The sequence below is a fragment of the Shewanella sp. 10N.286.52.C2 genome, assembly GCF_002874545.1.
In the GTDB taxonomy this organism is placed as follows: domain Bacteria; phylum Pseudomonadota; class Gammaproteobacteria; order Enterobacterales; family Shewanellaceae; genus Shewanella.
The window spans coordinates 124873-148455 of sequence record NZ_MCTV01000024.1 but is presented as its reverse complement, the minus strand read 5'-3'; the positions used below and the strand labels follow the sequence as shown (position 1 = coordinate 148455).

Here is a 23583-nt window from a genome sequence, read left to right as displayed (position 1 = left end):
CTCCGAAAGTAAAGAACAAGCCGTTACACGAGACCTTCGGCTCGTGAACTAAATCGTTATGCGCTAAAACTAAGCGCTTCTTTCAACCACAAAACTAAAGGAAACAATCATGTCTTATAAATCAGGGACGATAGGTGTCCCGACAATATTAAGAAATGCTCTGGCTTCTGCCATCATTATCACCGGGTTAAGCGCTTGTGGAGGCGGCTCTAGCGGAGATGCAGACACTGAACCACAACCTCAAAATCAACCTCCATCCGCAAATGCAGGAGCTGATCAGTCCGTTGATGAAAACATAGAAGTGACATTGACTGGTTCAGGTACAGATTCTGATGGAACTATCAACAGTTATAGCTGGGCACAAACAAGTGGGACATCAGTATCTCTGCAAAATGCTGACAGCAGTACTGCCACCTTCGAAGCTCCAGATGTGACCACAGATGAGCAATTAGTTTTTAAACTAACCGTAACCGATGACGATGGCGCTTCTGCTACTGATTCGGTTCAGATAACTATTCTCAATGTTGCAAACGCTAACCAACCTCCTTCTGCAAATGCAGGAGAGGCTCAAGAAGCGCTAGAGTCTACCGTTGTGGCGTTAGACGGTTCCGCAAGTTCCGACGCCGACGGGACCATAGGCTCGTATAATTGGGAACAAATTAGCAATGGCGCTCCAGTTCTTACAATAAACAATGCAACAGAAGCTAACGCAAGCGTTGAATTACCAGAATTGGCGAATAATGTCGAATTCACTTTCAGGTTGACCGTTACTGATAACGACGGAGAAACGAGTCAAGATGAAGTAGTGATTACCGGTAGACCAACTCCAAGTGTAACGGTAAGTGATGTATCTGGAAATACGGCTACTTTAAACTCAGCGGCTGAATTCTCAGTCCTACTGGCTAGTCAACCATCTTTCAATGTTAGCATTCCAGTATCATCCAGTGATGAATCAGAGGGAACCCCTGAGCAATCCGAGTTGACGTTCACGCCTGAAAACTGGCAGCAAGCTCAAACCGTAGTTGTTCGTGGAACTAATGAAGATGTTCAAAACGATGAACAAGATTATCAAATTATACTCGGGTCAGCTATCTCTTCAGACTTGTTTTACAACGGAATTGATCCTACTGATGTCGCCCTTAAAGGCATTGAATTATCGATTTCTCAACCAGAAACATTGAATCAACTTATTGCCGATTCTGAGGCAACGCTTCAGCCTCAGGTCACCTATACCGGCAATAACCAACTGTCTTACTCCCTAACCGAATCCCCGGAAGGAATGAATGTAAATCTTAGTACAGGTGAGATTACCTGGACTCCTCAAGCGTCAGAGGAAGGACAAAGTTATACCGTTGGCGTATCAGCTAATGATGGTAACAAATTTACTACAGTTAGTTTTGAGGTGACGGTTGCGGCACTGGAGCCTGTTACTACAGAGGTTGAGGGCAATACGCTTAGCGTAGTGGACAGCTCTACGACACTAAATGGCATGACTATTACAACGCAAGCAGCTCAAACCTCAGCACGTAGCACAGCCTTAGCTTCAACTAGTGCGGCAGATCTCACTGCACTTGATCTTGCTAAGTTATCTGTTTCTAGTGTTCCTGAAATACCGGATTGGGTTACCCCATTAACAGATGTTTTTGTTGTGCGTGGTAGCTTTGAAAGTAACCTTGAACTGCGTTTTCCAATTGCAAACCTCCCAGCAAATGTTTCATTGAGCGATGTTAACCTCTATGCATATACCGAAGCCGATGATGTTGTGGGAAAATTCTGGTCTCCAGTATCAATTGACATCAATTTCGAAGGCACGATTGATTCACCTGTAATTGTTATTGAACTAGATGGCTTGGAAGGAATGGCTTTTCTTGGTTACGCCACACCACAAGCTCAGTCGTCAAATAGCATAGCACCAAGCTCTTTTAAACCAGCAGCAACACAGCAAAGATCGCTCAGCGCAACAGCTGATTCTGTTTCCTGCGAACAACAGTCTTTCTTAGGATTAGCGTTAGATAAGTATGTGTGTACAAGTTCAGATGATTCAGAGATTGAAATTACAATTAAAGGTTTTGGTGATCAGCAAACTCGCTGGGGCGGTGCAACAAAGGAAGATCTTGTTTCGTGGCTTCTCGATGCTCAGGAAAATTTCTCATCAAGTTCACTTGGGTTCAATAAAGTATTTAAGGTAAAAATTCATGAGATGGATTACTTGGGTTATGTAACAACCGATGAATTTGAAAATAGAAACACTCTTCATATAACCGACAATAACTCTTATTCAACCTCAACGATACAAGGAACCGCAGTGCATGAATATTTTCACCATGCGCAGGGACATTCTGATACCAAATTGGATAATAGAGATTTGCTAATAGATGGAAACTCTAGCAGAAGCTGGCTTATTGAAGGAACCGCCCGTTGGTTCGAAGATGAGCTATATGATTCTTTGGATACTTTTAAATCAAAGGAAGGAAGTGGTTCTAGAATTAATGAAGCTGGTATCAACGCTGACGATGGAGATGGTATTCGTCGCCCTTATCAACGTTTCAGTTTCTTCAAACTAGTCACAAAATCATGCCCAAACTTTGCAGGGAATTTACAAGCCACTTTTAACGTTGAGCTTAGTAACGACCCTTCTGGTATCACTAACTTAACCAGCCTATTTAGTGATTGGTCTTGTAATTTCGGAGCTCATTTGGGAAGCGCTAAAGCCTCATCATTGGAAACAGCACTAAGCTATTACAACTACGCTACTCAGCATATAGGCCACCTATCACTACTGGATTCTAACGAATCAAATACATTTTCGTTTGATAAACCCAATTATCAGTTTGATAAACCGTGGCTAGCATCTGTGGCTGATTGGATTGCATTACCAGAGGGTAGTAAGCATAAGCTAAATGGAGTATCAATTATTCCTTCATCTGGCGCCTATTCATTCAAGGTGCCTGCTATTTCTGGCGAATTACCTGAAGGTAAAATTGCTGAACTAGTGGTTGAGTCTAATCGGGAGGTTATTGTCTCTGTTACCAGTGAAGGCAGTGATTTTGTCGGAACAAACACTATTGGAACTGATTCACACACTTGGTTTTCAACAGTTAGTCAAACAAGCTATATCTATGATGCAAATGGCACTGTGCCAGAGCTGTTCGTAACCTTGGTCAATCCCAGCTTGGGCAATAGTGCGAATGTGGATGTGTATTTTAAAATTCGCGATGAACTGGATGTTGATACTATTATAACAAGCCATGCAACGGGGGATCAGGTATCTAACCGTGTCGTGAGTATCTCCGGTAATATTCCAGAAGAAGCCCGAGAGTCGACCAGCAAGGTGACTGTAACGGCTAACGGCATAGCCACAGATACCACATTGAATTCAGATGGCTCATTTGTTGCGGATGTGATCGTCACTTTGGGTGATAACATCATTAAAGCACAAGGTTTTAGTGGCTCGACACCTGTTACGAATGAAGAAATCATTATCATCCAAGGCGTAGAAAGCTCATCAACAGGGCGTAATGCGCTTATTGCCTCTAGAGCTGTTTTTGTTTTGCGTTGGGATACACATTCAACAGATTTGGATATTTATAGTACAGATAAAAACGGCGGAACCATTTGGTATTCAGATAAAACGGAAGGCCCTGGCAATCTGGATTATGACAATACCAGTGGATTCGGACCGGAGGTGGTTTCGTATCGCTCTACAAATGATGACGTTTATGTAAATGGTACATTTGATGTCGATGTGCATTACTATTCAGGTTCGCCGTCCACAAACTACACGTTAGATATTGTATTGAATGAAACAGGGGGTAGTAATCGACGTTTGTTGAAGTTTGATTCTGTTGTTCCTCATACACAGTCAAGTAGTAGTCAAGATGGCCCAAGCGGTTCAGGGGTTTCTAGGTTCAACGATATTTTAACTGTTTCATGCAGTTCACAACGGATTTGCAGCTTGGCAGGGTTTGATGCCAGCAAACTAGCTCAATCTGGTAGCGCACAACCACAAAGCGCGCCTGTTGCCAATACTGCTTCTATTCGAGTCATTGCGAAAGCATCCAGAAGTACATCAGTTGAACCGGATGAGTCTATAGGCAAAGATGAGTCTGCTTATACTCAATGTATGGCAGAGTTCGAGTCGTCTATTGGCAAGACCAGTACAATCGGTTGGACATGTAATAAAGATGGAACCAAGCTTTGGCATTGATCGCATAACAATGCGCTAAACTCGGACTACCCAAAGCTGCGCCGCTTTGCTATGCAGCTTTGGTTAGCCGGTTAGCGCGGCGTTAGGCGTATATTCATTGTTGTGTCAGCAACTATTTATTAACTAGGAATTATTATGACGAGTGTAAGTTCTGAGCGACATATTTTTTCGTTTGAAGGTGGAGATCTCCTAACTACGATTGGTGCTACTTTCTTGGTTTCATATTTATATCACAAGCATATTGATTCAACCCATAATAACTGGGCTAAGATCAAAACTCAGAAATCTCGTATTAGTACGATCAACCGTTCAGAGAATTATCACCTTAATTGGCTAAAGCACATCGAGAATATGAGTGAAGCTAATCTAAATAGAAATACTATGGGGTTAGTTGCCCCTGATATTAAAGAAATGGCTTTAGAAATATCTAGAATAATATAAGCACTTTGGCAATACGCCTAATCGGGTAGCCGGAGGTATCTAACCTCCAGCCCCCACACCACCCTGCATGCGGCTCCGCACAGGGCGGTTCATTTAGAACACCTAACTAAACTTTCTGGTTAGGATAGTGAACTGCGACCCATCCATCTCTTAGTGAATATAATCCTGCTTTCTTCAGATACTCATTACTCAACGCTTGCTGGATCCCTGGTGTTTTTGAACTTCTCCATGGGCCTTTGCTTGTGATACCACAACCAACGGCCACTTGAATTTTGACGCCACGTTTAAGTAGGTTTTGCACCTTAGTCCGTGGTTTTCGCCACTGACGCCAGTAGCACATACGTACGCGACGACGGATCCAATGGTCTAAGTCGACACACCCTTGATAAGCATTAGCGATGCCAAAATAGTTGATCCAGCCTTGCATGTATTGACGCACTTTAAACAATTGATAACCCATGCTCACGCCCCAGTTTCGGTTCGTCAGTCGTCTCATCTTTTGTTTGAAAATGTGTAATGTTTTAGCATGCCACTGGATCTTTCCTCGGTTAAAGGTAAACCCGAGGAACTTGCTTTGACTTACCTTAACCACTTGGCTTTTCTGTGTATTAACGACCAGTTTTAGCTTAGTAGCAAGATAGTGAGTAATGCTATTAAGTACCCGTTCACCTGCTCGTTGAGATTTAACCAATATGATAAAGTCGTCCGCGTAGCGGGCGAATTTATGCCCTCGGCTTTCCAGCTCTTTATCCAAACTATCCAATATAATGTTTGATAGTAAAGGCGAGAGTGGACCGCCTTGAGGTACTCCTTCAAAGCTTGCTTCAAATTGGTCGTTGACCATCACCCCTGCACGTAGGTATTTACCAATAAGCGCCAAAAGGCGCTTATCCTGTACCTTGCTCTTTATTTGAGTCATGAGTAAATCATGATTAACTCGGTCAAAGAACTTGGACAGATCAACATCAACGGCAAATTTACGTTTCTGTTTGATGATACCCTTAACTTGCAGTACCGCTTGTTTGGCATTTCTATTCGGCCTAAAGCCAAAGCTATTATCCGAGAAAAATGGGTCAAACAGTGGCGTGAGTATTTGGGCTATCGCTTGCTGTATGACACGGTCAATGACGTTCGGGATCCCCAATTTGCGTTTACCGCCATCGGGTTTATCGATCTCTACACGCCTGACCGCTGAGGGTAGATATTTACCTTGCTCAAGTTGAGTTTTACACTGTTGCCAACCGCCTTGTTGCATCCAAATCGGGAAGGCTTCGATAGTCATACCATCGATACCAGCCGCGCCTTTATTGGCTTTAACTTGCCGCCAAGCTCGGTGTAGATTTTCAGGTTCGAGTAGTTGCTGGAATAAATCGCTGTTGAAGGCGGGTTGCAGATCAATACGCTGCTGATAGTAATCGTCTGGCGACGTAGTGGGTATCGACAAGTTTGACAAGACTCCTCCTTCTTCTAAATGTTCAGGCCTTCACCATGTACCATCCATTACGATGGGCGTTGGGCTACTCGGCAACTGCTCCTGCGTTGCTCTACCTCCTGCATCCATGCAGTCGTATGCCGTCTGCTGAAATCTCCATGGAAGGAGTGAATGCCAAAAAATGTCGGGAACATTTTAGGTCTTCTGCTTAATCACATGCCGAGTTGCCCCGTCATGCGCTATCGGTTTCCATCTGATTCGCTCTTTTCAGTCGATGACGCTGAAAAGCCAAGGCACTTATAAACCAGAGCCTTACTGGTTAATTACCGATCGCGTGTTAAGTAGATCTCCCCAGATAAGAACATGAACTTTCTTTGCACTGCTGCATCATTTACGGTGGCCATTAGATCACGTGGTTTCGTCGTCTTGTACCCTTGCTTCGCGGGGCAGCCCCTGCCAACTCACCTCTAGCCTACGCCTCATATGATGTTCTTGTTCATCAGCTCGCAAATTTGCTAGCGGCTTCCTCCAGACCAATCCTCGCGGATAAGCCCTTGCCATTCGCTAGTAGTTAACGTTTAATAACAGCATGTTAATAAACGGTGACCTTCCTACAGAGGACTTTCACCTCATTAGTTCATGCCCATGCTGGGCGTACACAAGCGCATGTTGTCGGACTGTTTTCCGCTGCGCTCCAAACCAGCCGCAAATGCGAGCGTTAGGTAACCAAGGAAGGGAGTCTTATGGAAGGTTTTAAATTTAGTCCCAAAAGCAAAAAAATTTTGATGCTGCTAGTTATATTAGCCCTTACTCCATTTGCACCTGAATTACTCTTGTTTATGGATGTTGCTGGTGTAGAAGTAGCCTTTACATGCCTCCTCATCATGATTAAGCCCATGAAGCTTTGGGTTGAGTGCCAGATAGTTAAAATTAAAGAGTTCAGCCGTGTGATGATACTTGCTGTAAAGCAGCACCCCGTAAGTGATGCGCGAGTGTTTGCAGGTCATTATTTTGCCTTTTCTTTAACACTCCTATTAACAAGCTCACTATTTGTGTCAAGTTCAATATGGTTGCCGATTTTAGTCATGGGTAGGTATATAGCGTAAGGATACCTAACAAGCTGCTAAATCCAGATTCACCAAGGCTGTCATGCCATTTGCTGTGCAAATCGCCCGCCAGCACTTGGTTCTCTTATTAGCAGGGCGTTATATTGCTAAAAAAGTAAAGTGTATTTTCAGCATCGGAGAATAAATGAAAAAGGAACTTACAGATATATTTGAAGTTGACTCAGTTCTAAAGACTCTCGTTCTTTGCGTGCTCACAATAGGTTCGTATTTAATATATAAACTTTACCGTTTTTCAAACCAAATCAACGGGCATACAGAGCTTAAAATATCTAAATATTTTATCCTTACTACTGTAATTTTATTTGCCATTTCATTAGCTAGTTTAATTTATGGTTTAGTTAATATTCACGATTTATCCATTTTAAAAAGCTCAATTGTTATTCATTTGGTTTCAAGTGTTTTTGATGTAACGTGGATAGTTATGGTCCGCAATCGTATAAACCAAATTTCAGGTTCAAATAAAGGTGACATACTTTGGTTAAATCCATTTATTACATCAATTTTTCATGTAATCTATATGCAACATAAAATTAATCAAAGCTTGGTTAAAGCCGCAATATAACAGATAAGGATAGGCCGCGCGTAGCCGCGGCCTTATCCCAAGTGTTGAACAAGCCCGAGTGATACCTTTATAGTGTAAATATCGGCGTAAGATCTTACGCTTTTTCGATGTGTGCTGAGCAGTTACATTTTTTACTAGCCGCATCGATCCCTTAGCAACGTCAGCTAATTTCATTACCCCAAAATATCAATGCCTTAGCACCTCCTGATACTTTTATTGTTCTGCATCTTAAGTGTTAACTTTCTAATTCCTCGGCTTAAACAGTGGCGTTAGATGTCGTTGATTTTTGCCTAAAAAAGCTTGTCAGTCGTGCATGCACTTTTTCATCCCTTTGTTGCCAGCAACCCATAATTATCATCGGTTGTCGGCAGCATGGGCAAGGTCGTATGGCTTGCGTTTTAGAAAATTAACTGTGAAACCCATAATTAATTTTTCCCAAATCTAGTTTGTCATTTTGAATAAATCAAAATAGTGATATTAGGTCACATACAATTTAAAACGTTGGTTTAATTGCTTTATTTACAAACTCCGTTTGAATTAACGTCGTGGTGCTTCGCCCATACCAGAGTCAAGGGGGAAACTGCTTGTCCCCCTTAACAATCCCTCAGCACCCCGACGAAAAATGCTGAATAACGCATGATTTTCGATGGGGATTGATCCAGCTTTTAACTTCATCTGTATCCCTCTTCGGTCATTGTCGAAAAGCCCTAACGCTTCCGATAGGCCATCCCTGGCCTAACGATAGCTAGCTTGGCATCCATGCCAAGCTCACGGCCTTTTCTCGATGACCTCAATTCAAATTGAGTCTTTTAGAATTTTAATTTCAGATGTATTTATTTTTATTGTCATAAATACCGTCAAATCGAAGAGATAATAAACCCAGTGTAGATGCAGCAGTGAGCTTCCAAAACATGGATGTTTTGGCAGAGCTTACAAGGACGTACTTGCAGCGTCTCGCAGTTGTATCTGCACATAAGCCTGCGGCAGGCAATGGGTTAGATGGAAGTGATGGTCATCAGTAACTGAGTGAATATAAATAAAGTATAACGTTGGTGCTGGTAACACGTTTATGTCCTGAAATAAGCTAGCTCGGTTCTAAATGAGTGACCATTCCCCCTTGGCCACTCAAACAAAATGATGAGTTAAATTGATAACAAATTTCTCGGAAACAACAGTTAAATTATCTTAAAATCATATACAAGAATACTAGTAATATTGAAGCCAATTATCTTTCATCGCTAATATGATTATCTGTTTTGAATTCGATTGTAATCAAGTATGCCTGCATCTATTGGATGATTTTTTTTGTATTGCGTCATCAAGGTGTCACTGAATGCCCAAAAAGCAGGGTCAGTTCTTCGAACGCCATAGTTATCTAACAATCTTTTGTAATCAGCATTGGTTTTAACCTTGAGAACTTGAGCGACTAATGCTGGCAGCTCAGCTTCTTTTACGCGCCAAAAAGCATTGGGGTAACTGCCAAGTAGGCCGTTAACCAGTGTCACATTATCGCGTTTATATAGCCGGTTGGATTCTTCATCAAATAAGCTAGAGATGTTTTTATGGGCACTGTTTCTTATTAGGGTGAAAAGCTGAGGTTCAACAGAGGTATCTGCAGCTTCAATCACAATATAAGTAAGTTCAGGGAATATAGATGCATTTTCCCCTTGTAGATGATTAATCCTTTGAAGGTGCGCCTTACTCTCATCTGAAAGCTGGGTTGACTCAAGTGCATAACGAGTTGGCGTTACCTTTGCGACTCGCTGTTTGAGCATTTGCAATAATTCATGCTTAGGGTCGTTTGTCGTATAAATAACTTCTGTGGGTTTACTGAACTCATTGATATTGCCTTCAAGATGATCTGTTAAATACAGACTTGCATCTTGATACCAATCAGCAAGCTCTTGGTGACGGTTTTTCGTTGGTAACAAGGTTAAAAAGTTCGACTCACCTTCCATGCGAAGAAGATCCATGTACATGCGAGTAATTAATTGATGGCCAAAATTACCATAGACATCATAACCAGCCACAAGCAGGTAATGAATGCGCTCTAATAACGAATAACTGATAACCCAAGCGGTTTTAGGTTGCTCACCGATTAAGCCTTTCACGACTGATGCATTATCAAAATGGCGAAATACCGTTAGGCTAGCATTAGCATTCGTACCATTGCCGTCCCAAATAAGCTGAGTGGTTAAGTGCTCATTATTTTCGAATTCTTCTTCCAAGAATGCATTTTTAGCCCGAAGAAAGCGGCCCTGTTGTCTAGCATATTTAATCCAATTACTAACCGGTCGCAAAGTATTGCTTTCCTCCTCAGCAGGAAGGGTCAGGTTGTCGGCCTGTGAGCGATAAAATTCATTTAATTGTGAGAGGTTAGACATATCAGGGTCGACAAAAAACACCCAAAATCTGTCATTAATAACATCAAGTGCAAGCTGTCCTCGACATACCGGGCCTTTTATATACGCCATAATGGTATTTTGCGCATTATCAAGCATAAACTTATAGCGCGCCTCTACGGGTAATTCTGTGAAGGCGATAAGCGGATTTGCAGCAACTGATGGTTTATAGCTTGGTAAAGCGCTAACTGTATAATTGGGTTCAATAAACAATGACTTTATACGCTCAAGCTTTTCATCGCTAAGTGCATATGGCATATGTGTTTTATCGACAATGGTTTCGCGCACTTGCTCTAAGCGATAGAAAAAAGAATCTGTCTTTGGATCATCGTAAGGTCGACGTGTTGCGATGACATCGATGACTTCCCCTGGGGCGCTTTTCGATCTAACCAATTTAAAAAAGGTCGGTACCCCTTGCGGGCCAATGTCCTCGTTCTCGAAATATAAATGTGAAACAAACAAATGTTCAAATATATAGCGACTTGATAGTTGTTGTTTTAATGATTTTTTATTAAGGAATGTTTCCCATTTCTGCACCGCTGTAAGTTCATTGCTTGAAGGAGGAGCGACAGCTGTCATTGGTGCGCCTTTCGAAAGCCACTGCAACAATATATTATTTTCATTGTTTGATATTTGCGGTAAGCCATAAGGCATCCCCCATTTAGGGAAGTCCTCTTCATAGCTGTCCATTTCTTCAATCGATGGGCACTGTTGATTATGATCAAGGGAGAAGTCCCACGAGTCATCAAGTATATCTTCAGTTGGTAAAGGATGGCTTTGTTTTAACAGTAGCATTCGCGCAATAACACCGGCTTGTATATTGGCTGCTGGTGATTGTGAGCGTTCATTCAGTACTGGAGTAAAGCCTTTATCACGCCATTGCGCCGTTGTTTGGGCATCGAGAAACATGCGAGTTGTATTTGCAGAAAGTAACCGCGTACCTTGGTACACTTTATCTTTATTCGCTCCACGGTCTATACCTTCAGCGGATGACATCTTAAGTTGACAAGGCGCATCGTAACAAGCGTGGCAGACAACACATCGGTTATCGATTATAGGTTTAACATCATTAATATAGCTTTGAGCTTGAACTGAGTTTGTTTCTACCATGCGCTGTTGGGGCTGCGCTTTACCGTATAACTTATCGTAATTAAAACCCACAAAAATCGCGCAACCTGACAAGATAACACAAAGAAAAATTACCATTGTGCGGCTGTAGTACTTCAAAAAAAAATTATACATAGTCAATTGGCAACCTCTTGGTTTGTTACGTTTGCATCAAATGATTATTGATGGTTTTGTGGCAAAAAATTTGCTGTTGCTTCAGGAATAATCTTTCCCATCTCATTCAGCGATTCAATTAATCAATGATAAGAAATGAATTTGAATAGAAATATTTTGTTATTGAGTTTAACCTTTGCTGCTTGGGTTGGTATGGCTTGTCACCAATGAGTTATCTCTATCTCATTCTGTCATAGCGAGTAATTTGCCACTCCTTCAATCACTTGACGTGGGTTTATTGAATATGCGCCTATATGGCCTAACAAGCTAGTTCAATATCAATTTATCTCGAACACATCGAGGTCCAGAACGACAAAACCTAGCCTAAAAGTAGTCTAGTTATACTGTGCTATCAATAAACACAGTAATAGCCTAGTAAAATTGAGCAGATCATCACAGAGCGAACCCAGGCATAAACGAGTGTTATATAAGTGATAGGGTTTTACGCATTCTAAAACCAGCGTATTTTTAAGTGAAAAGACCACTGAGGGCAGATAAAAGTCAAACTTTTTTATTGGTTAGTTGAATCATATCTTATGATTCAAGATGCTGCTGTGAAGACAAAAAGTCTGACCTTAATATCTGCCTACTTCAAGTTATTTTTGGCATAAAAAAAGGCTACCAGAAAGTAGCCTTAAATCCCCAGCTCTGAAGCAAGCTTCAGCGCAAATGGTGTAAAATTAGCAGACTCTAGCAACTAAGCCTTTTAAATAGAATCCTTCAGGGAAGCCGCTACCGATTGGGTGATCGCTGGCTTGGCTTAAGCGGTCAATAAACTGTACATCACGCTTGGCATCTAAGGCTGCATCTGCCACAACCTTTTGGAATAAGTCCGCAGGCATCAGCCCAGAACAAGAGAATGTCAGTAAAATGCCGCCTGGATTTAATAACTGCATCGCAATCATGTTGATATCTTTGTATCCGCGACAAGCACCGTTTAGTTGGGCTTTATTATCGGCAAATTTTGGTGGGTCTAATACGATAACATCAAAGGTTTTACCCTCGTCACGGTACTGGCGTAATAGCTTAAATACATCAGCTTCATGGTAATTAACATGGTCATCATTAAAGCCATTGATTTGCATATTTTTACGGGCGGTATCTAACGCTAACGCCGACACATCAACGTTTTCAATGCTCGATGCGCCGCCTTTAGCGGCGTATAAGCCAAAGGTGCCGGTGTAACAAAAACAGTTAAGTACTGACTTGTCTTTTACAAATCTGGCAGCAATATTGCGGTTATCACGTTGGTCTAAATAAAAGCCGGTCTTATGACCTTTAGTGACATCAACTGCGATTTTAATGCCGTTTTCTTCAATGATCACTGGCATTTCTGGCAGCTCACCATGAAGTAAACCCGTTACCGGCTTTAACCCCTCTTTTTTACGAGAGTCAACATCTGAGCGCTCATAGATAGCGCAATCAGGATAAAGCTCAGCGAGGACTGATACTAAGGTATCACGCCAGTAATCTGCGCCCGTGTTAAGTAACTGGCACACTAATACATTAGCGTATTTATCAATGGTTATGCCAGGCAGTCCATCTGACTCAGCAGCAACCAGTCTGTAACCGGTTAAACCCTGCTCAGCAATTAATGCTTCACGGCCTGCTTGGGCTCGTTGAATGCGGCGAACAAAAAAGTCTCTATCGATAGCTTCTTCTTTATCAAAGCTCCAAATACGCACTTGAATTTGCGACTCTGGTGACCAAGCACCACGACCTAACCAATGACCATCATGGGCTACAACATCAACAGTTTCACCAGCTTGTGGTTTTCCTTTAATATTGTGTATACCACTTGCAAAAACCCAAGGGTGTTTACGTTCAAGTGATTTCTCACGCTTTGGTCTAAGCTTGATTCTGATAGCCATGATGTTGCCTTTTTCAAATTGGGATACGGATGATAAGGATCCTCAGAAAGGAACGCAAGAAACAATAGTAAAATATAGCGTATAGCAGGCTTTAACGGATTAAAAAGCAAGATGATGTTGCTAAAATGATGTTACTAAAATGAGGTCTAGCATCGCTAAATTTATACACGGCTGGTTATATTTTACCGAGTGTAAGCAGTCATTAGGTTATTTTCTTGTTTATATTTACAGCTCAAATATGAGCTCTCTCATTTTTATATCATTATTCTCCTTTAAATTTACAACCCCAAAAACGCTAGTTAAAATAAATTCAATAGCGTTTTTAAATAATTTAAAAATTGAAACAGCAAATTGCAATGACAAAATATTAACCATTACTTTTGATGTAATAACAGGGTAAATAATTGAGATTGGCTTAATAAGGTAATATCTTTATAATTATTACCATCTGTGGTTAATGAAATAATCGGGTTTTGTAGAAAGTCTTTGGCATCATCTGCAGAATACAATTCTGGTATGTCTAAATGATATGTTTCACTGCCCTGTACATCGAGTCTTAAATATAGCGGCTCTGATTTTACCCAATAACCTGAGTCATCGGCATTATCTTGAAATAAATCACTATAGCTAATTTCTAACAAATGTAGCCCTTGGCCTAAGTCTACCTCACGCTGAAACTCTACAATAACACCATTAACGCTATCGACATCAAGATCGTCATGAAAGGTTATGCTGGCGGACTGGGCTGTAAAACTGCTGAGTAATAATCCCATAGCAATCGCTAATGTTAATTTAGTCTTCATGTTCAACTCCAATAAATTAATAGTTAATGTCACTTATATTCAAGCTAGCAACTGTGCTTTCACAACGGTCATTTAATTAGACCTAATGCCGTCATAAAAAATTTCACAAATACACTATTTAATTTATTTGAAGACGAACAATACAATCATTAAAAAATAAAACCTGTTGATAATCAACATCACAAACAATAATAAAATCTGATCAACACTTAAATGTTTATCAAAATTTTAATATCGTTAAACATCGCTGCAGATTTACCTAATAGGCTTCAACTCACAAAATCGATTGCTCAAGATTACGTATTTTTTTATCAAAGTACGCTTTTAAGAAATCTAGCAATAAGCGCACTTTTTTAGAGTCTGTCGCCCCGGGTGGAAATACCCCATAAATGGTAATGTCACTAAATTGATAATCATCCAATACGGTTTCTAAACTGCCCTGTTTCACTTTTGGCCAAGCATCATAGGTTGGCACTCGCCCTATCCCATGGCCGCCTTCAATAAATGCGGTACGCGCTGAGGCGTTATTGGTGGTAATTGAGCCTTTCATTTCAATACTAAATGAGCGTGAACCCTTATTAAGATGCAGCACTTTTTTTTGTGGTTTATACATCACCCAGTCATGGCTGGATAAATCAGCTGGGGTTTCTGGCCTGCCGTATTTATTAAAATACTCAACCGAGCCACATAGGCAAGTTTTGAGCACACATAATTTAGTTGCCTGTAAGCCTGAGTCAACCAAAGGCGCACCACGAATCGCTAGATCAATGCCTTGATTGATAATATTAACGATTTCATCAGTTAATATCACATCAAGTTCAATTTTTGGGTACAAACGTTTAAATTCATTAAGGGCTGGCACTATGGTTTCTAAACCAGCGTTGACAGGACAGGTGATCCTAATCAAACCCATAGGCTCACTTTTCATATTCTCAATTTGCTTGTTGGCCGTGTTAGCTTGATCGGCTATCACTTTACAAGATTGATAATAGGCTTCACCTTCTTCGGTCAAACTAATACTTCGAGTAGATCGATTTAACAGTCTTACCTCTAAATGCGCTTCAAGCTTTTTTATGTGATAACTCACTACCGCCCTTGAAAGACCAATATGCTTTGCTGCGCCGCTTAAACTGCCCTGTTCAACAACTTGGGCAAACACCACCATGCTTTTCAACTGCTCAAATGACACATTCATATTTTAATATCCAAGAGTTTATTTACTGGAATATTGTATCAATTATTTAAACAATGAAGTCAATTATATCTGCATTGTCAGATGCTAATTGGCTTTCTATACTGTAGCCACTTTCAACAAAGAGATAATGACTTTCTCTTTTGAATCACTCCACATCAGAACTTATGCAAGCTTTGTACTTGCCGTAATAACTAAAATAAACGGGTTTTAAAATGACACAGAAAAAAGTATTAATGGTGCTTACCTCTCATTCAGAACTAGGCAACACGGGTAACAAAACTGGTTTTTGGGTCGAAGAATTTGCCGCTCCATATTATGTGTTTTTAGATGCAGGTTTTGAAATCACCCTCGCATCGCCAGCAGGCGGACAACCACCGATTGATCCAAGCAGTGAACTAGAAGGCTTTCAAACCGCTGACACTCAGCGCTTTGATGACGATAGCCAAGCTAAAATGGCACTGGCTAACACCAACGTATTAGCTGATATTGATGCCAGTGATTACGACGCGGTATTTTATCCTGGCGGTCACGGTCCACTGTGGGACTTAACAGATAATGCAGACTCTATTAAATTAATCGCGCAATTTATTGCTCAAAACAAACCTGTTGCTGCGGTATGTCATGCAACGGCAGCGTTACTTAACGTAAAACAAGATGACCAGTACCTTGTAAAAGGTAAAGCGGTAACTGGTTTTACAAATAGTGAAGAAGATGCTGTGCAATTAACTGATGTAGTTCCTTTTTTATTAGAAGATGAATTACTAAAACGTGATGCAGATTACCAAAAAGCAGCTGACTGGCATGCGTTTTCAGTTCAAGATGGGCTAGTTATTACAGGCCAAAATCCTGCAAGCTCATCATTAACAGCACAAAAATTAGTTGCTCAGATCACTGAGTCATAAATTCGTTATTTAGGATATTCTCATGCTTAATTTTACATTCCAAAATACCACTAAAATTCATTTCGGTGAGGGCCAAATTAGCGCCATCTCAAAGGAAATTCCAACATCAGCTAAAATATTAGTTGTTTATGGCGGCGGCTCCATTAAATCAAATGGTGTTTATCAGCAAGTGTCTGATGCGCTCAAAGATCACACATGGTTTGAGTTTTCAGGTATTGAGCCTAATCCACAATACGATACGTTAATGAAGGCACAAACCATCATTGAAGCTGAAAACATCGATTACTTGCTAGCAGTCGGTGGCGGCTCAGTGGTCGATGGGGTTAAATTTATTGCTGCTGCTGCGAAATTTGAAGGTGATGACCCTTGGGATATCGTCGCAAAAGGCGCCAAAATTGAACAAGCATTACCTATTGGTGCCGTATTAACCTTACCTGCTACGGGTTCTGAATCAAATGGCGGCTCTGTTATTACTCGTAATGGTAATAAATTGCCTTTTGGTAGCCCATTAGTACGTCCGTTATTTGCAGTGCTTGATCCTTCAGTCACTTTATCTTTATCAGACCGTCAAATTGGTAATGGTGTTGTTGATGCTTATATCCACATCATGGAACAGTATTTAACCTTTGATGTAAACGCTAAAGTACAGGACCGTTTCAGTGAAGGTTTACTACAAACCTTAATTGAAGAAGGCCCTAAAGCCCTTGCTGCTGAAACAAAAGACGATTTAGAGATTAGGTCTAATATCATGTGGTCTGCCACTATGGCGCTTAACGGCTTGATTGGCGCCGGTGTACCACAAGATTGGTCTACACATATGATTGGCCATGAACTAACAGCAAGCCATGGTATTGATCATGCGCGCACCTTATCAATCGTGCTTCCTGCGGTAATGAAAGTGCGTCGTGAGCAAAAACATGCAAAATTAGTTCAGTATGCTGAACGTGTATTTGGCATCACAACAGGTAGCGATGAGCAAAAAATTGATCAAGCTATTGAGGCTACCGAAAACTTCTTTAAGTTAATGCAAGTCCCTACACGCCTAAGTGATATTGATCTTGGTGCAGAGCAAGTTGACGTATTAGTTGCTGCACTTGAAAGCCATGGCATGACTAAACTTGGCGAACATGGCGATATTGACTTAGCAGTAAGCCGCGAAATTCTCACCACTGCGATCTGATCTATAACTCAATTGACCATTTAGATGAAAGGCTAGCATTGCTAGCCTTTTTTAATGGCAGTTTTTATCTTTACTCTTAATAGCTCACTGTTCTTTGCTTCTTTGCTTCTTTGCTTCTTTGCAAAATAACACCACTAAGTTTGCCAAGTGGTTTTATAGGTAAAATTATGCTTCGACTTGTAGCTTTAATCATTGACTTCATAGCAGTAAATAGCTATTTCCGCTAATCCCAGCCTTCACTAGCGCTTGTATTTGTGATCTAGTTAAATAATTCATCAGATGATGAATATTGAAGAATTAATTCACTAAAACAATCCGCTGCATTGCTTTACCATATTCTACACTTAATGAATTAATGAATTAATGGATACGCTAAGTATCTTCAAAGCTGTGTTGAATTTATGCCTAAAAAAATAATGCCAGTTAAAAAGCCAGTCGGTAGGCCAGCTGTCAAAGCAGATAATCGCTGCGCACTTATCAATGCAGCAAAAACCTTATTTGTCGATAATGATTACGATAAAGTCTCTATTCGAGCCATTGCTGCTAAAGCAAAAGTGGATGCAAGTTTAATCCGCTATTATTTTCAATCTAAATTGGGGCTTTTTGCCGAAATGCTCAAGGAAACCATTGAGCCAGTTCATGCCCAATTAAATAATTCCAAGGAAAAATCGACTCAAGATTCACCAGAAAAAATATTACTGGCCTTTTATAAAATTATGAGTCAAAACCCAGATTTTCCGAAACTCATATTTCGCACCGCCAGCCTTAAAACCACCAAGAAAAACCAAGAGCTGCAAGCCAATTTATTGAGTTTATTCCCGAAAAATAGGTTAACCATTTTTGAAAAGATGCATCAGCAAAACCGTCTACAGCAAGGTATTGATCCAATGTGTGCCAAAATGAGTTTTATTAGTTTAATGGTATTTCCATTCTTAATGCCTGACATATTTAAACAAGCATTGAATATTAAAACCTCAGCAGAATTTTTACAGCATTTAGCTAAGCAAAATGCACAAATATTACGTCATGGGCTTATTGCCAATGAATCTCAACTCAGTCAGGACGCTTAACATGACCCCGTTAAAAAGACGCTATGTTTTTCCAGGCATCATCGCCGGTATTATCATCTTTATCGCTGCGATATCATTACGCTCGTCACCAGAGTTGCAACCCAACCATGATAAATCACGCCTGGTCGATGTTATTAGCCTGACAAAACAACCCGTACAACCTGTGATCAAAGCCTATGGTCGTGTGGCTCCAAAGCATATCTGGCAAGGCATTGCCGAAGTGGGCGGCAAAATTACTTATCGCCACCCTGAGCTTGAAACGGGCAGATTGATCAAGGCTGGCACCTTAGTGTTAACCATTGACCCTCTTGAATACCAACTAAAACTTGCTCAAGCTGAAGCTAACTATAATTCAGCTCAAGCGCAGTTAGTACAGCTAAATCAGCAAGAAATAAACTTACAATCAAGCATAGAAATTGAGCGCCAACGACTGACCTTAGTTGATCAAGAATATAAACGTAAACAATCGTTAAATAAGAAAAACTTGATCTCAAAATCAGAACTTGAAACCCAAAAACAAGCTTTACTGGCCCAGCGTAACTTAGTGCAAGACTTAACCAGCAGCTTAAGCTTGTTGCCTGATGATAAAAAAGTCACTGCGGCGCAAGTTAAGGTTAATCAAGCTTTACTGGAAGATGCCCAACGTCAACTCAATAATACTCGCTTTACTTTGCCTTTTGATGCACGCATTGCCGAGGTCAACATTGAGCAAGCTCAAGCCGTCACCAATGGCGCTGTGTTGTTCGAGGCCCATCAATTAGGCGCAGTTGAAATAAAGGCTGAATTGTCATTATTTGATGCCGAAACCTTAATTCATTCAATTAATGAACTGCCAAGAGATACCTCTGCATTACCTTCAATTGAAAAAGTTAATTTTGACACTCATATCACGGTCAATATGGGTAAAACCTTACACCAATGGCAAGCTAAATTGACTCGCGTTGCCGATACCATAAACCCAGATCAAGCGACGATAGGTTTTTATCTTGAAGTTGATCAAGATTTCAACCAAATGAATTTGTTAGCTAAACCGCCATTAACCAAGGGCATGTTTGTCACCTCCTATATTAAAGGTTATCCCTCAGAGCATTACGTTATCCCAGAAAAAGCCTTACATGGTGAGCAAGTTTATTTAATGGATCAAGACAACAAGCTGGTTATTAAACAGGTTGAAGTGCTATTTAGAACCGACAATGGCGTCGCCATTAAAGGCGATATTCACCAAAATGACCGTGTGGTTACCAATGACTTAATTCCTGCCATTAATGGCATGGGGCTTAAATTATCAACAGCGAACGAAACCACTACCCCAGTAACAAGTGATCTAGCGAATGACGAGGAGCAGGCACTGTGATTAATTTTTTCACTCGTCACCCCACCATTGCTAACTTAATGATGTTGGCATTTTTTGTCATGGGCTTAAGCAGTATTGGTAACATTAAACGTGAAACCTTTCCTGAATTTAGTCCGCCTTACATTATCGCCAGTGTGGTTTACCCCGGCGCATCTCCAGCAGAAGTGGAAGAAAGCCTGTGCCTGCGTATGGAAGACGCCATTGATGGCTTAAGTAATATCGAAGAAGTGAAATGTGACGCCCAAGAAGGGATTGCATCATTGACGGTAAAACTTAATGGCGAAGCCGACATTGGCCGCAGTTTGGTTGATATTCAAACCGAAATTAACGCCATTAAAGACTTTCCGGCGCAAATTGACCCACCAACGGTCAAAGAGCTTGATTGGGCTGAACCGGTTGTAGATATTGCCATCGCTGCAGATGCCAGCTTGCCACACCTTAAATCCTATGCTGAGGATTTAAAACGACGGTTAAAAATCGAGGCGGGCGTGAGCTTAGTGAGCGTGTCTGGCTTTTCAGATCATCAAATACGAGTCGAGTTAAACGAAGCGGATATTCGTCGTTTAGGGCTAACAGTAGCCGAAATAGCTGATAAAGTGGGCAGGCAAAATGTCCAAATGCCCGCTGGCAGTATCGAGCTTTCTGATAAAAACCTATTGATCCGTTTTGATGAACGACAAATCACCCCTGATAACCTCAGTAAAATCATCGTTTCCTCTAATACTGAAGGCGGCGTGGTTACCTTAGGCGACATTGCTACCATCACCGACTTATTTGAGCTTGAGGAAGAACATACCATCTTTAACGGCCAACCTGCGGCCATGCTTAAAGTGCAAAAAAACAAAGCCGATGATGCCTTAAGAATTAAGTCCAGAGTCACTGAGTTTATCGCACAAGAACGGCTTATAGCCCCCGATGGCGTGACCCTAACCTTAACCAACGATTTATCTTCACTACTGCAAGACCGATTATCAATGCTGCTGCGAAATGGTTGGCAAGGTATCATCTTAGTGTTCTTTTCGATGTGGTTATTTTTCTCGTTACGCTATTCGTTTTGGGTTTCAGCGGGCTTACCTGTAGCCTTTATGGGCGGCTTGTTCTTAATGAGCATGTTTGGCGTGTCAATCAACATTATGAGCCTAGTCGGCTTACTAATGGCCATTGGTATTATGATGGATGATGCCATTGTTATTGCCGAATCCGTTGCTGCCCATGTTGAAAAAGGCTTACCCACCAATGAGGCGGTGATCCAAGGGGTAAATAAAGTCGCCCCAGGCGTATTTTCATCATTTTTAACCACAGTGTTTATTTTTGGCAGTTTATTGTGGTTAGACGGGCAAATGGGCGCGGTATTGTCGGTGGTGCCACTGGTATTAATCATGGTCTTAAGTGTGAGCTTAATTGAAGCATTCTTGATTTTACCGAATCACTTAAGTCACTCGCTAAAATCTAATAAACAGCAGAAACCACCGTTAAAGTTTAAACGGGTCTTTTTAGAAAAGTTTGAACACTTCAAAAACAACACCTTAGTTAATGCCGTTACCTTTGTGGTGAAATGGCGCTATGCCAGCCTTGGGCTTACACTTGGCGGTTTAATGCTGTCTTTTGCCTTAGTGGCAGGTGGCGCGGTAAAATTTGTCGGCTTTCCTGAACTCGATGGCGATATTGCTGAAGCAAGAATCATTTTGCCACCAGGTTCCACTTTAGAGCAAACCAAAACTGTCGTTAGTCACTTGGTTGCCGCAGCCAATACCGTTGGCGATAAATTAACGCAACAAAATGGCGAACAGTCGAATCTCATCCGCTACGTTACCGAGCAATATAATGTCAATGCGGATGCGGGCGAACAAGGCCCACATGTGGCAACGGTAAGATTAGATTTGTTATCAGCTGAAACCCGCGAAACCCTGATTGATAACTTCATTTCAGCATGGCGCAGCGCCAGTGGTGATATTGCAGAGCCCATCTCCTTGGTATTTAAACAACCGAGTATGGGCCCTGCTGGCCGTGATGTTGAAGTCAGACTGCAGCATGATAATTTAGCCACGTTAAAACTGGCCTCCGTTGATTTGCAATCTTACTTAAGTCAGTTTTCTGGGGTTAATGGCATTTTAGATGACATGCGCCCAGGCAAAGAAGAAGTACTGGTAAAATTAAAAGATGGCGCTGAAAATTATGGTGTTGATGGTGAGATGGTAGCATCGCAACTGCGTGCGGCATACTTTGGCCAAACCGCAGATGATGTGCAATCAGGCCCTGAAAACATCGAAATACAAGTCAGGTTGAATAAACAGCAAGCAGGTAATCTGCAAGCGTTAGCTAACTTCCCAATCATGTTAAGTAACGGTAATCAGATACCATTAAGCGCAGTAGCAACATTAGACTTTGAACGATCTTATGTACGTATTCAGCGCATTGAAAGTCAGCGCACTGTAACCATTATGGCTGACATAGATAATGCCAAAGCCAATGGCAGCGAAATTGTCGCCAAAGTGCAAAATGAATACGCTAATGAATTACGCCAAAAGTATCCGGGACTAAAAGTTGATTATGAAGGCGCAGCCAAAGAAACCGCTAAGACTGGCGCTTCTTTCTTACAGGGTTTTATTATCGGTTTATTTGGATTATTTGCGATTTTAAGTTTTCAATTTAGAAGCTATTTAGAACCTTTTGTGGTGATGTTAGCCATTCCTTTAGCACTCATAGGTGTGTTTTGGGGCCATTTACTCACAGGCCATAATCTATCAATGCCATCAATTCTTGGCTTTGTATCTTTAGCGGGTATTGTGGTTAACGACTCCATCTTGTTGGTGCAATATATCCGCCATCACGTAGATATTGGCGATGATATTCAGCAAGCGGTAATTAAAGCGTCTCGAGACAGGTTCAGAGCAGTATTTCTCACCTCACTGACCACGGCTGCTGGACTATTGCCATTACTGTTAGAAACCTCGCTACAAGCGCAAGTTGTAAAACCCATTGTAATATCAATTGTGTTTGGAATATTTACCTCAACCTTGTTGGTACTGTTTATTATTCCCTGTGCGTATACGGTGTTAGCAGATTTTAATTTAGTCCATAAACACGAGGATTTAGAGGCCTAGTGCTTACTAGGCTATAGCTCTCAGACAAAGTTACAAGCTAAAAATAATGGCTAATAAATAACCCGCAAGCTGTATTAATGGCTAGCGGGTTATTTTTACATGTGTAGATATATGAAAGAGCTAGAAGCTTTAGCTATAGGTTGGCGCTTTAGCCTAACGATCAATAAGCCCCAAACAATGATGTTAATCTGGCTTATTGATTTTATTTAATAATCTCATGAAAGTTTGTTGCTCTTCATAGGATAAGCCACTTAGGCATTTTTGATTAACCCACTCAGCTTCACCAATAAGATCTTGCTCTAAGGCCTTACCGGCATCAGTTAAAAAAATCTGAAAGGCGCGGCGGTTATCAGACTCTTGATGGCGAGTGATATAACCCTGTACTTGCAGTTGATCTAATAGCCTAGTCATAGTGTAATTAGCCACATCACACACTTTAGACAGTTCAGTTTGGCTAATGCCCTCTTCTTGCCACAGTGAAAACAGCACAGGCCAAAGCTTAACGTCAAGTTGGTAACGTTTTAAGCGTTCATCTAGCTCGTTTTGCAGCGTAAGATTAAGATGCGAGATTTGATAATATAGGCTTTCGTATCGTTTCATATAACCACTCCTACAGGCTCATCAATCCTTAGTTAAGCGCAAAAGTTAATCA

Annotated in this window: 15 protein-coding genes and 1 pseudogene; 9 read left to right on the top strand and 7 right to left on the bottom strand. The window is 41.1% G+C overall.

What is annotated here, in order from left to right:
- Positions 1–109 precede the first annotated feature (109 nt).
- Together BCU94_RS09715 and BCU94_RS09710 are read left to right on the top strand one after the other, a co-directional pair.
- On the top strand, positions 110–4207 hold the full coding sequence (locus BCU94_RS09715) for a putative Ig domain-containing protein (protein WP_102476267.1): 4098 nt from the start codon (positions 110–112) through the stop codon (positions 4205–4207).
- Positions 4208–4342: 135 nt separating this feature from the next.
- On the top strand, positions 4343–4648 hold the full coding sequence (locus tag BCU94_RS09710; RefSeq protein WP_102476266.1) for a hypothetical protein: 306 nt from the start codon (positions 4343–4345) through the stop codon (positions 4646–4648).
- Between the two features lie 106 nt (positions 4649–4754).
- On the opposite strand, the gene ltrA is transcribed toward BCU94_RS09710, so the two are convergent.
- Complete coding sequence (ltrA, locus tag BCU94_RS09705) at positions 4755–6101, bottom strand: group II intron reverse transcriptase/maturase (RefSeq protein ID WP_102476265.1); 1347 nt, start codon at positions 6099–6101, stop codon at positions 4755–4757.
- A 722-nt stretch (positions 6102–6823) separates the two neighbouring features.
- Between ltrA and BCU94_RS09700 the strand changes: the two genes are divergently transcribed.
- Together BCU94_RS09700 and BCU94_RS09695 are read left to right on the top strand one after the other, a co-directional pair.
- Entirely contained in the window at positions 6824–7186 is a 363-nt protein-coding gene (locus BCU94_RS09700) for a hypothetical protein (RefSeq protein ID WP_102436174.1), read from the top strand.
- Between the two features lie 145 nt (positions 7187–7331).
- Positions 7332–7769, top strand: coding sequence for a hypothetical protein (locus BCU94_RS09695; RefSeq protein ID WP_102476264.1), 438 nt, complete (start codon positions 7332–7334; stop codon positions 7767–7769).
- 256 nt (positions 7770–8025) lie between these two features.
- Here BCU94_RS09695 and BCU94_RS19785 read toward each other — a convergent pair.
- The 5 genes and pseudogenes from BCU94_RS19785 to BCU94_RS09675 form a co-directional block, all read right to left on the bottom strand.
- Positions 8026–8172, bottom strand: a pseudogene (locus tag BCU94_RS19785) (IS91 family transposase); the annotation flags it as partial.
- A gap of 844 nt (positions 8173–9016) precedes the next feature.
- Positions 9017–11377 (bottom strand): fatty acid cis/trans isomerase, encoded by a 2361-nt coding sequence (locus BCU94_RS09690; RefSeq protein ID WP_102476270.1) that lies wholly within the window; start codon positions 11375–11377, stop codon positions 9017–9019.
- A gap of 755 nt (positions 11378–12132) precedes the next feature.
- Positions 12133–13323, bottom strand: a complete 1191-nt coding sequence (locus tag BCU94_RS09685) for a class I SAM-dependent methyltransferase (protein ID WP_102436505.1) — start codon at positions 13321–13323, stop codon at positions 12133–12135.
- Positions 13324–13697: 374 nt separating this feature from the next.
- Entirely contained in the window at positions 13698–14126 is a 429-nt protein-coding gene (locus BCU94_RS09680) for a DUF2057 family protein (protein WP_102476263.1), read from the bottom strand.
- A gap of 274 nt (positions 14127–14400) precedes the next feature.
- The gene (locus BCU94_RS09675) at positions 14401–15321 is read right to left on the bottom strand and encodes a LysR family transcriptional regulator (protein ID WP_102476262.1); all 921 of its coding nucleotides are present in this window, start codon (positions 15319–15321) and stop codon (positions 14401–14403) included.
- A gap of 212 nt (positions 15322–15533) precedes the next feature.
- On the opposite strand from BCU94_RS09675, the gene BCU94_RS09670 reads away from it, so the two are divergent.
- The 5 genes from BCU94_RS09670 to BCU94_RS09650 all read left to right on the top strand — a co-directional run bounded on the left by BCU94_RS09670 (position 15534) and on the right by BCU94_RS09650 (position 22931).
- The gene (locus BCU94_RS09670; protein ID WP_102476261.1) at positions 15534–16223 is read left to right on the top strand and encodes a type 1 glutamine amidotransferase domain-containing protein; all 690 of its coding nucleotides are present in this window, start codon (positions 15534–15536) and stop codon (positions 16221–16223) included.
- 22 nt (positions 16224–16245) lie between these two features.
- Positions 16246–17403: an iron-containing alcohol dehydrogenase gene (locus tag BCU94_RS09665; protein ID WP_102476260.1), complete on the top strand. Its 1158-nt coding sequence runs from the start codon at positions 16246–16248 to the stop codon at positions 17401–17403.
- A 401-nt stretch (positions 17404–17804) separates the two neighbouring features.
- A complete protein-coding gene (locus tag BCU94_RS09660; RefSeq protein ID WP_102436515.1) occupies positions 17805–18473 on the top strand; it encodes a TetR/AcrR family transcriptional regulator in 669 nt (222 codons plus the stop codon).
- Between the two features lies 1 nt (position 18474).
- Positions 18475–19827, top strand: a complete 1353-nt coding sequence (locus tag BCU94_RS09655; protein WP_102476259.1) for an HlyD family secretion protein — start codon at positions 18475–18477, stop codon at positions 19825–19827.
- Positions 19824–22931, top strand: coding sequence for an efflux RND transporter permease subunit (locus tag BCU94_RS09650; protein ID WP_102476258.1), 3108 nt, complete (start codon positions 19824–19826; stop codon positions 22929–22931). Before BCU94_RS09655 ends, BCU94_RS09650 begins: the two co-directional genes overlap by 4 nt.
- 183 nt (positions 22932–23114) lie before the next feature.
- Here BCU94_RS09650 and BCU94_RS09645 read toward each other — a convergent pair whose 3' ends face one another.
- Positions 23115–23531 carry a MarR family winged helix-turn-helix transcriptional regulator gene (locus BCU94_RS09645; protein WP_102436521.1) on the bottom strand — a complete coding sequence of 139 codons (417 nt, stop codon included), beginning with the start codon at positions 23529–23531 and terminating at the stop codon, positions 23115–23117.
- Positions 23532–23583: the final 52 nt, after the last annotated feature.

Coding starts and splice junctions, on each gene's coding strand:
- BCU94_RS09660 (WP_102436515.1), top strand. CDS start 17,805: ATGCCTAAAAAAATAATGCCAGTTAAAAAGCCAGTCGGTAGGCCAGCT.
- BCU94_RS09645 (WP_102436521.1), bottom strand. CDS start 23,531: ATGAAACGATACGAAAGCCTATATTATCAAATCTCGCATCTTAATCTT.
- BCU94_RS09675 (WP_102476262.1), bottom strand. CDS start 15,321: ATGAATGTGTCATTTGAGCAGTTGAAAAGCATGGTGGTGTTTGCCCAA.
- BCU94_RS09665 (WP_102476260.1), top strand. CDS start 16,246: ATGCTTAATTTTACATTCCAAAATACCACTAAAATTCATTTCGGTGAG.
- BCU94_RS09680 (WP_102476263.1), bottom strand. CDS start 14,126: ATGAAGACTAAATTAACATTAGCGATTGCTATGGGATTATTACTCAGC.
- BCU94_RS09710 (WP_102476266.1), top strand. CDS start 4,343: ATGACGAGTGTAAGTTCTGAGCGACATATTTTTTCGTTTGAAGGTGGA.
- BCU94_RS09685 (WP_102436505.1), bottom strand. CDS start 13,323: ATGGCTATCAGAATCAAGCTTAGACCAAAGCGTGAGAAATCACTTGAA.
- BCU94_RS09715 (WP_102476267.1), top strand. CDS start 110: ATGTCTTATAAATCAGGGACGATAGGTGTCCCGACAATATTAAGAAAT.
- BCU94_RS09695 (WP_102476264.1), top strand. CDS start 7,332: ATGAAAAAGGAACTTACAGATATATTTGAAGTTGACTCAGTTCTAAAG.
- BCU94_RS09700 (WP_102436174.1), top strand. CDS start 6,824: ATGGAAGGTTTTAAATTTAGTCCCAAAAGCAAAAAAATTTTGATGCTG.
- BCU94_RS09690 (WP_102476270.1), bottom strand. CDS start 11,377: ATGGTAATTTTTCTTTGTGTTATCTTGTCAGGTTGCGCGATTTTTGTG.
- BCU94_RS09655 (WP_102476259.1), top strand. CDS start 18,475: ATGACCCCGTTAAAAAGACGCTATGTTTTTCCAGGCATCATCGCCGGT.
- BCU94_RS09670 (WP_102476261.1), top strand. CDS start 15,534: ATGACACAGAAAAAAGTATTAATGGTGCTTACCTCTCATTCAGAACTA.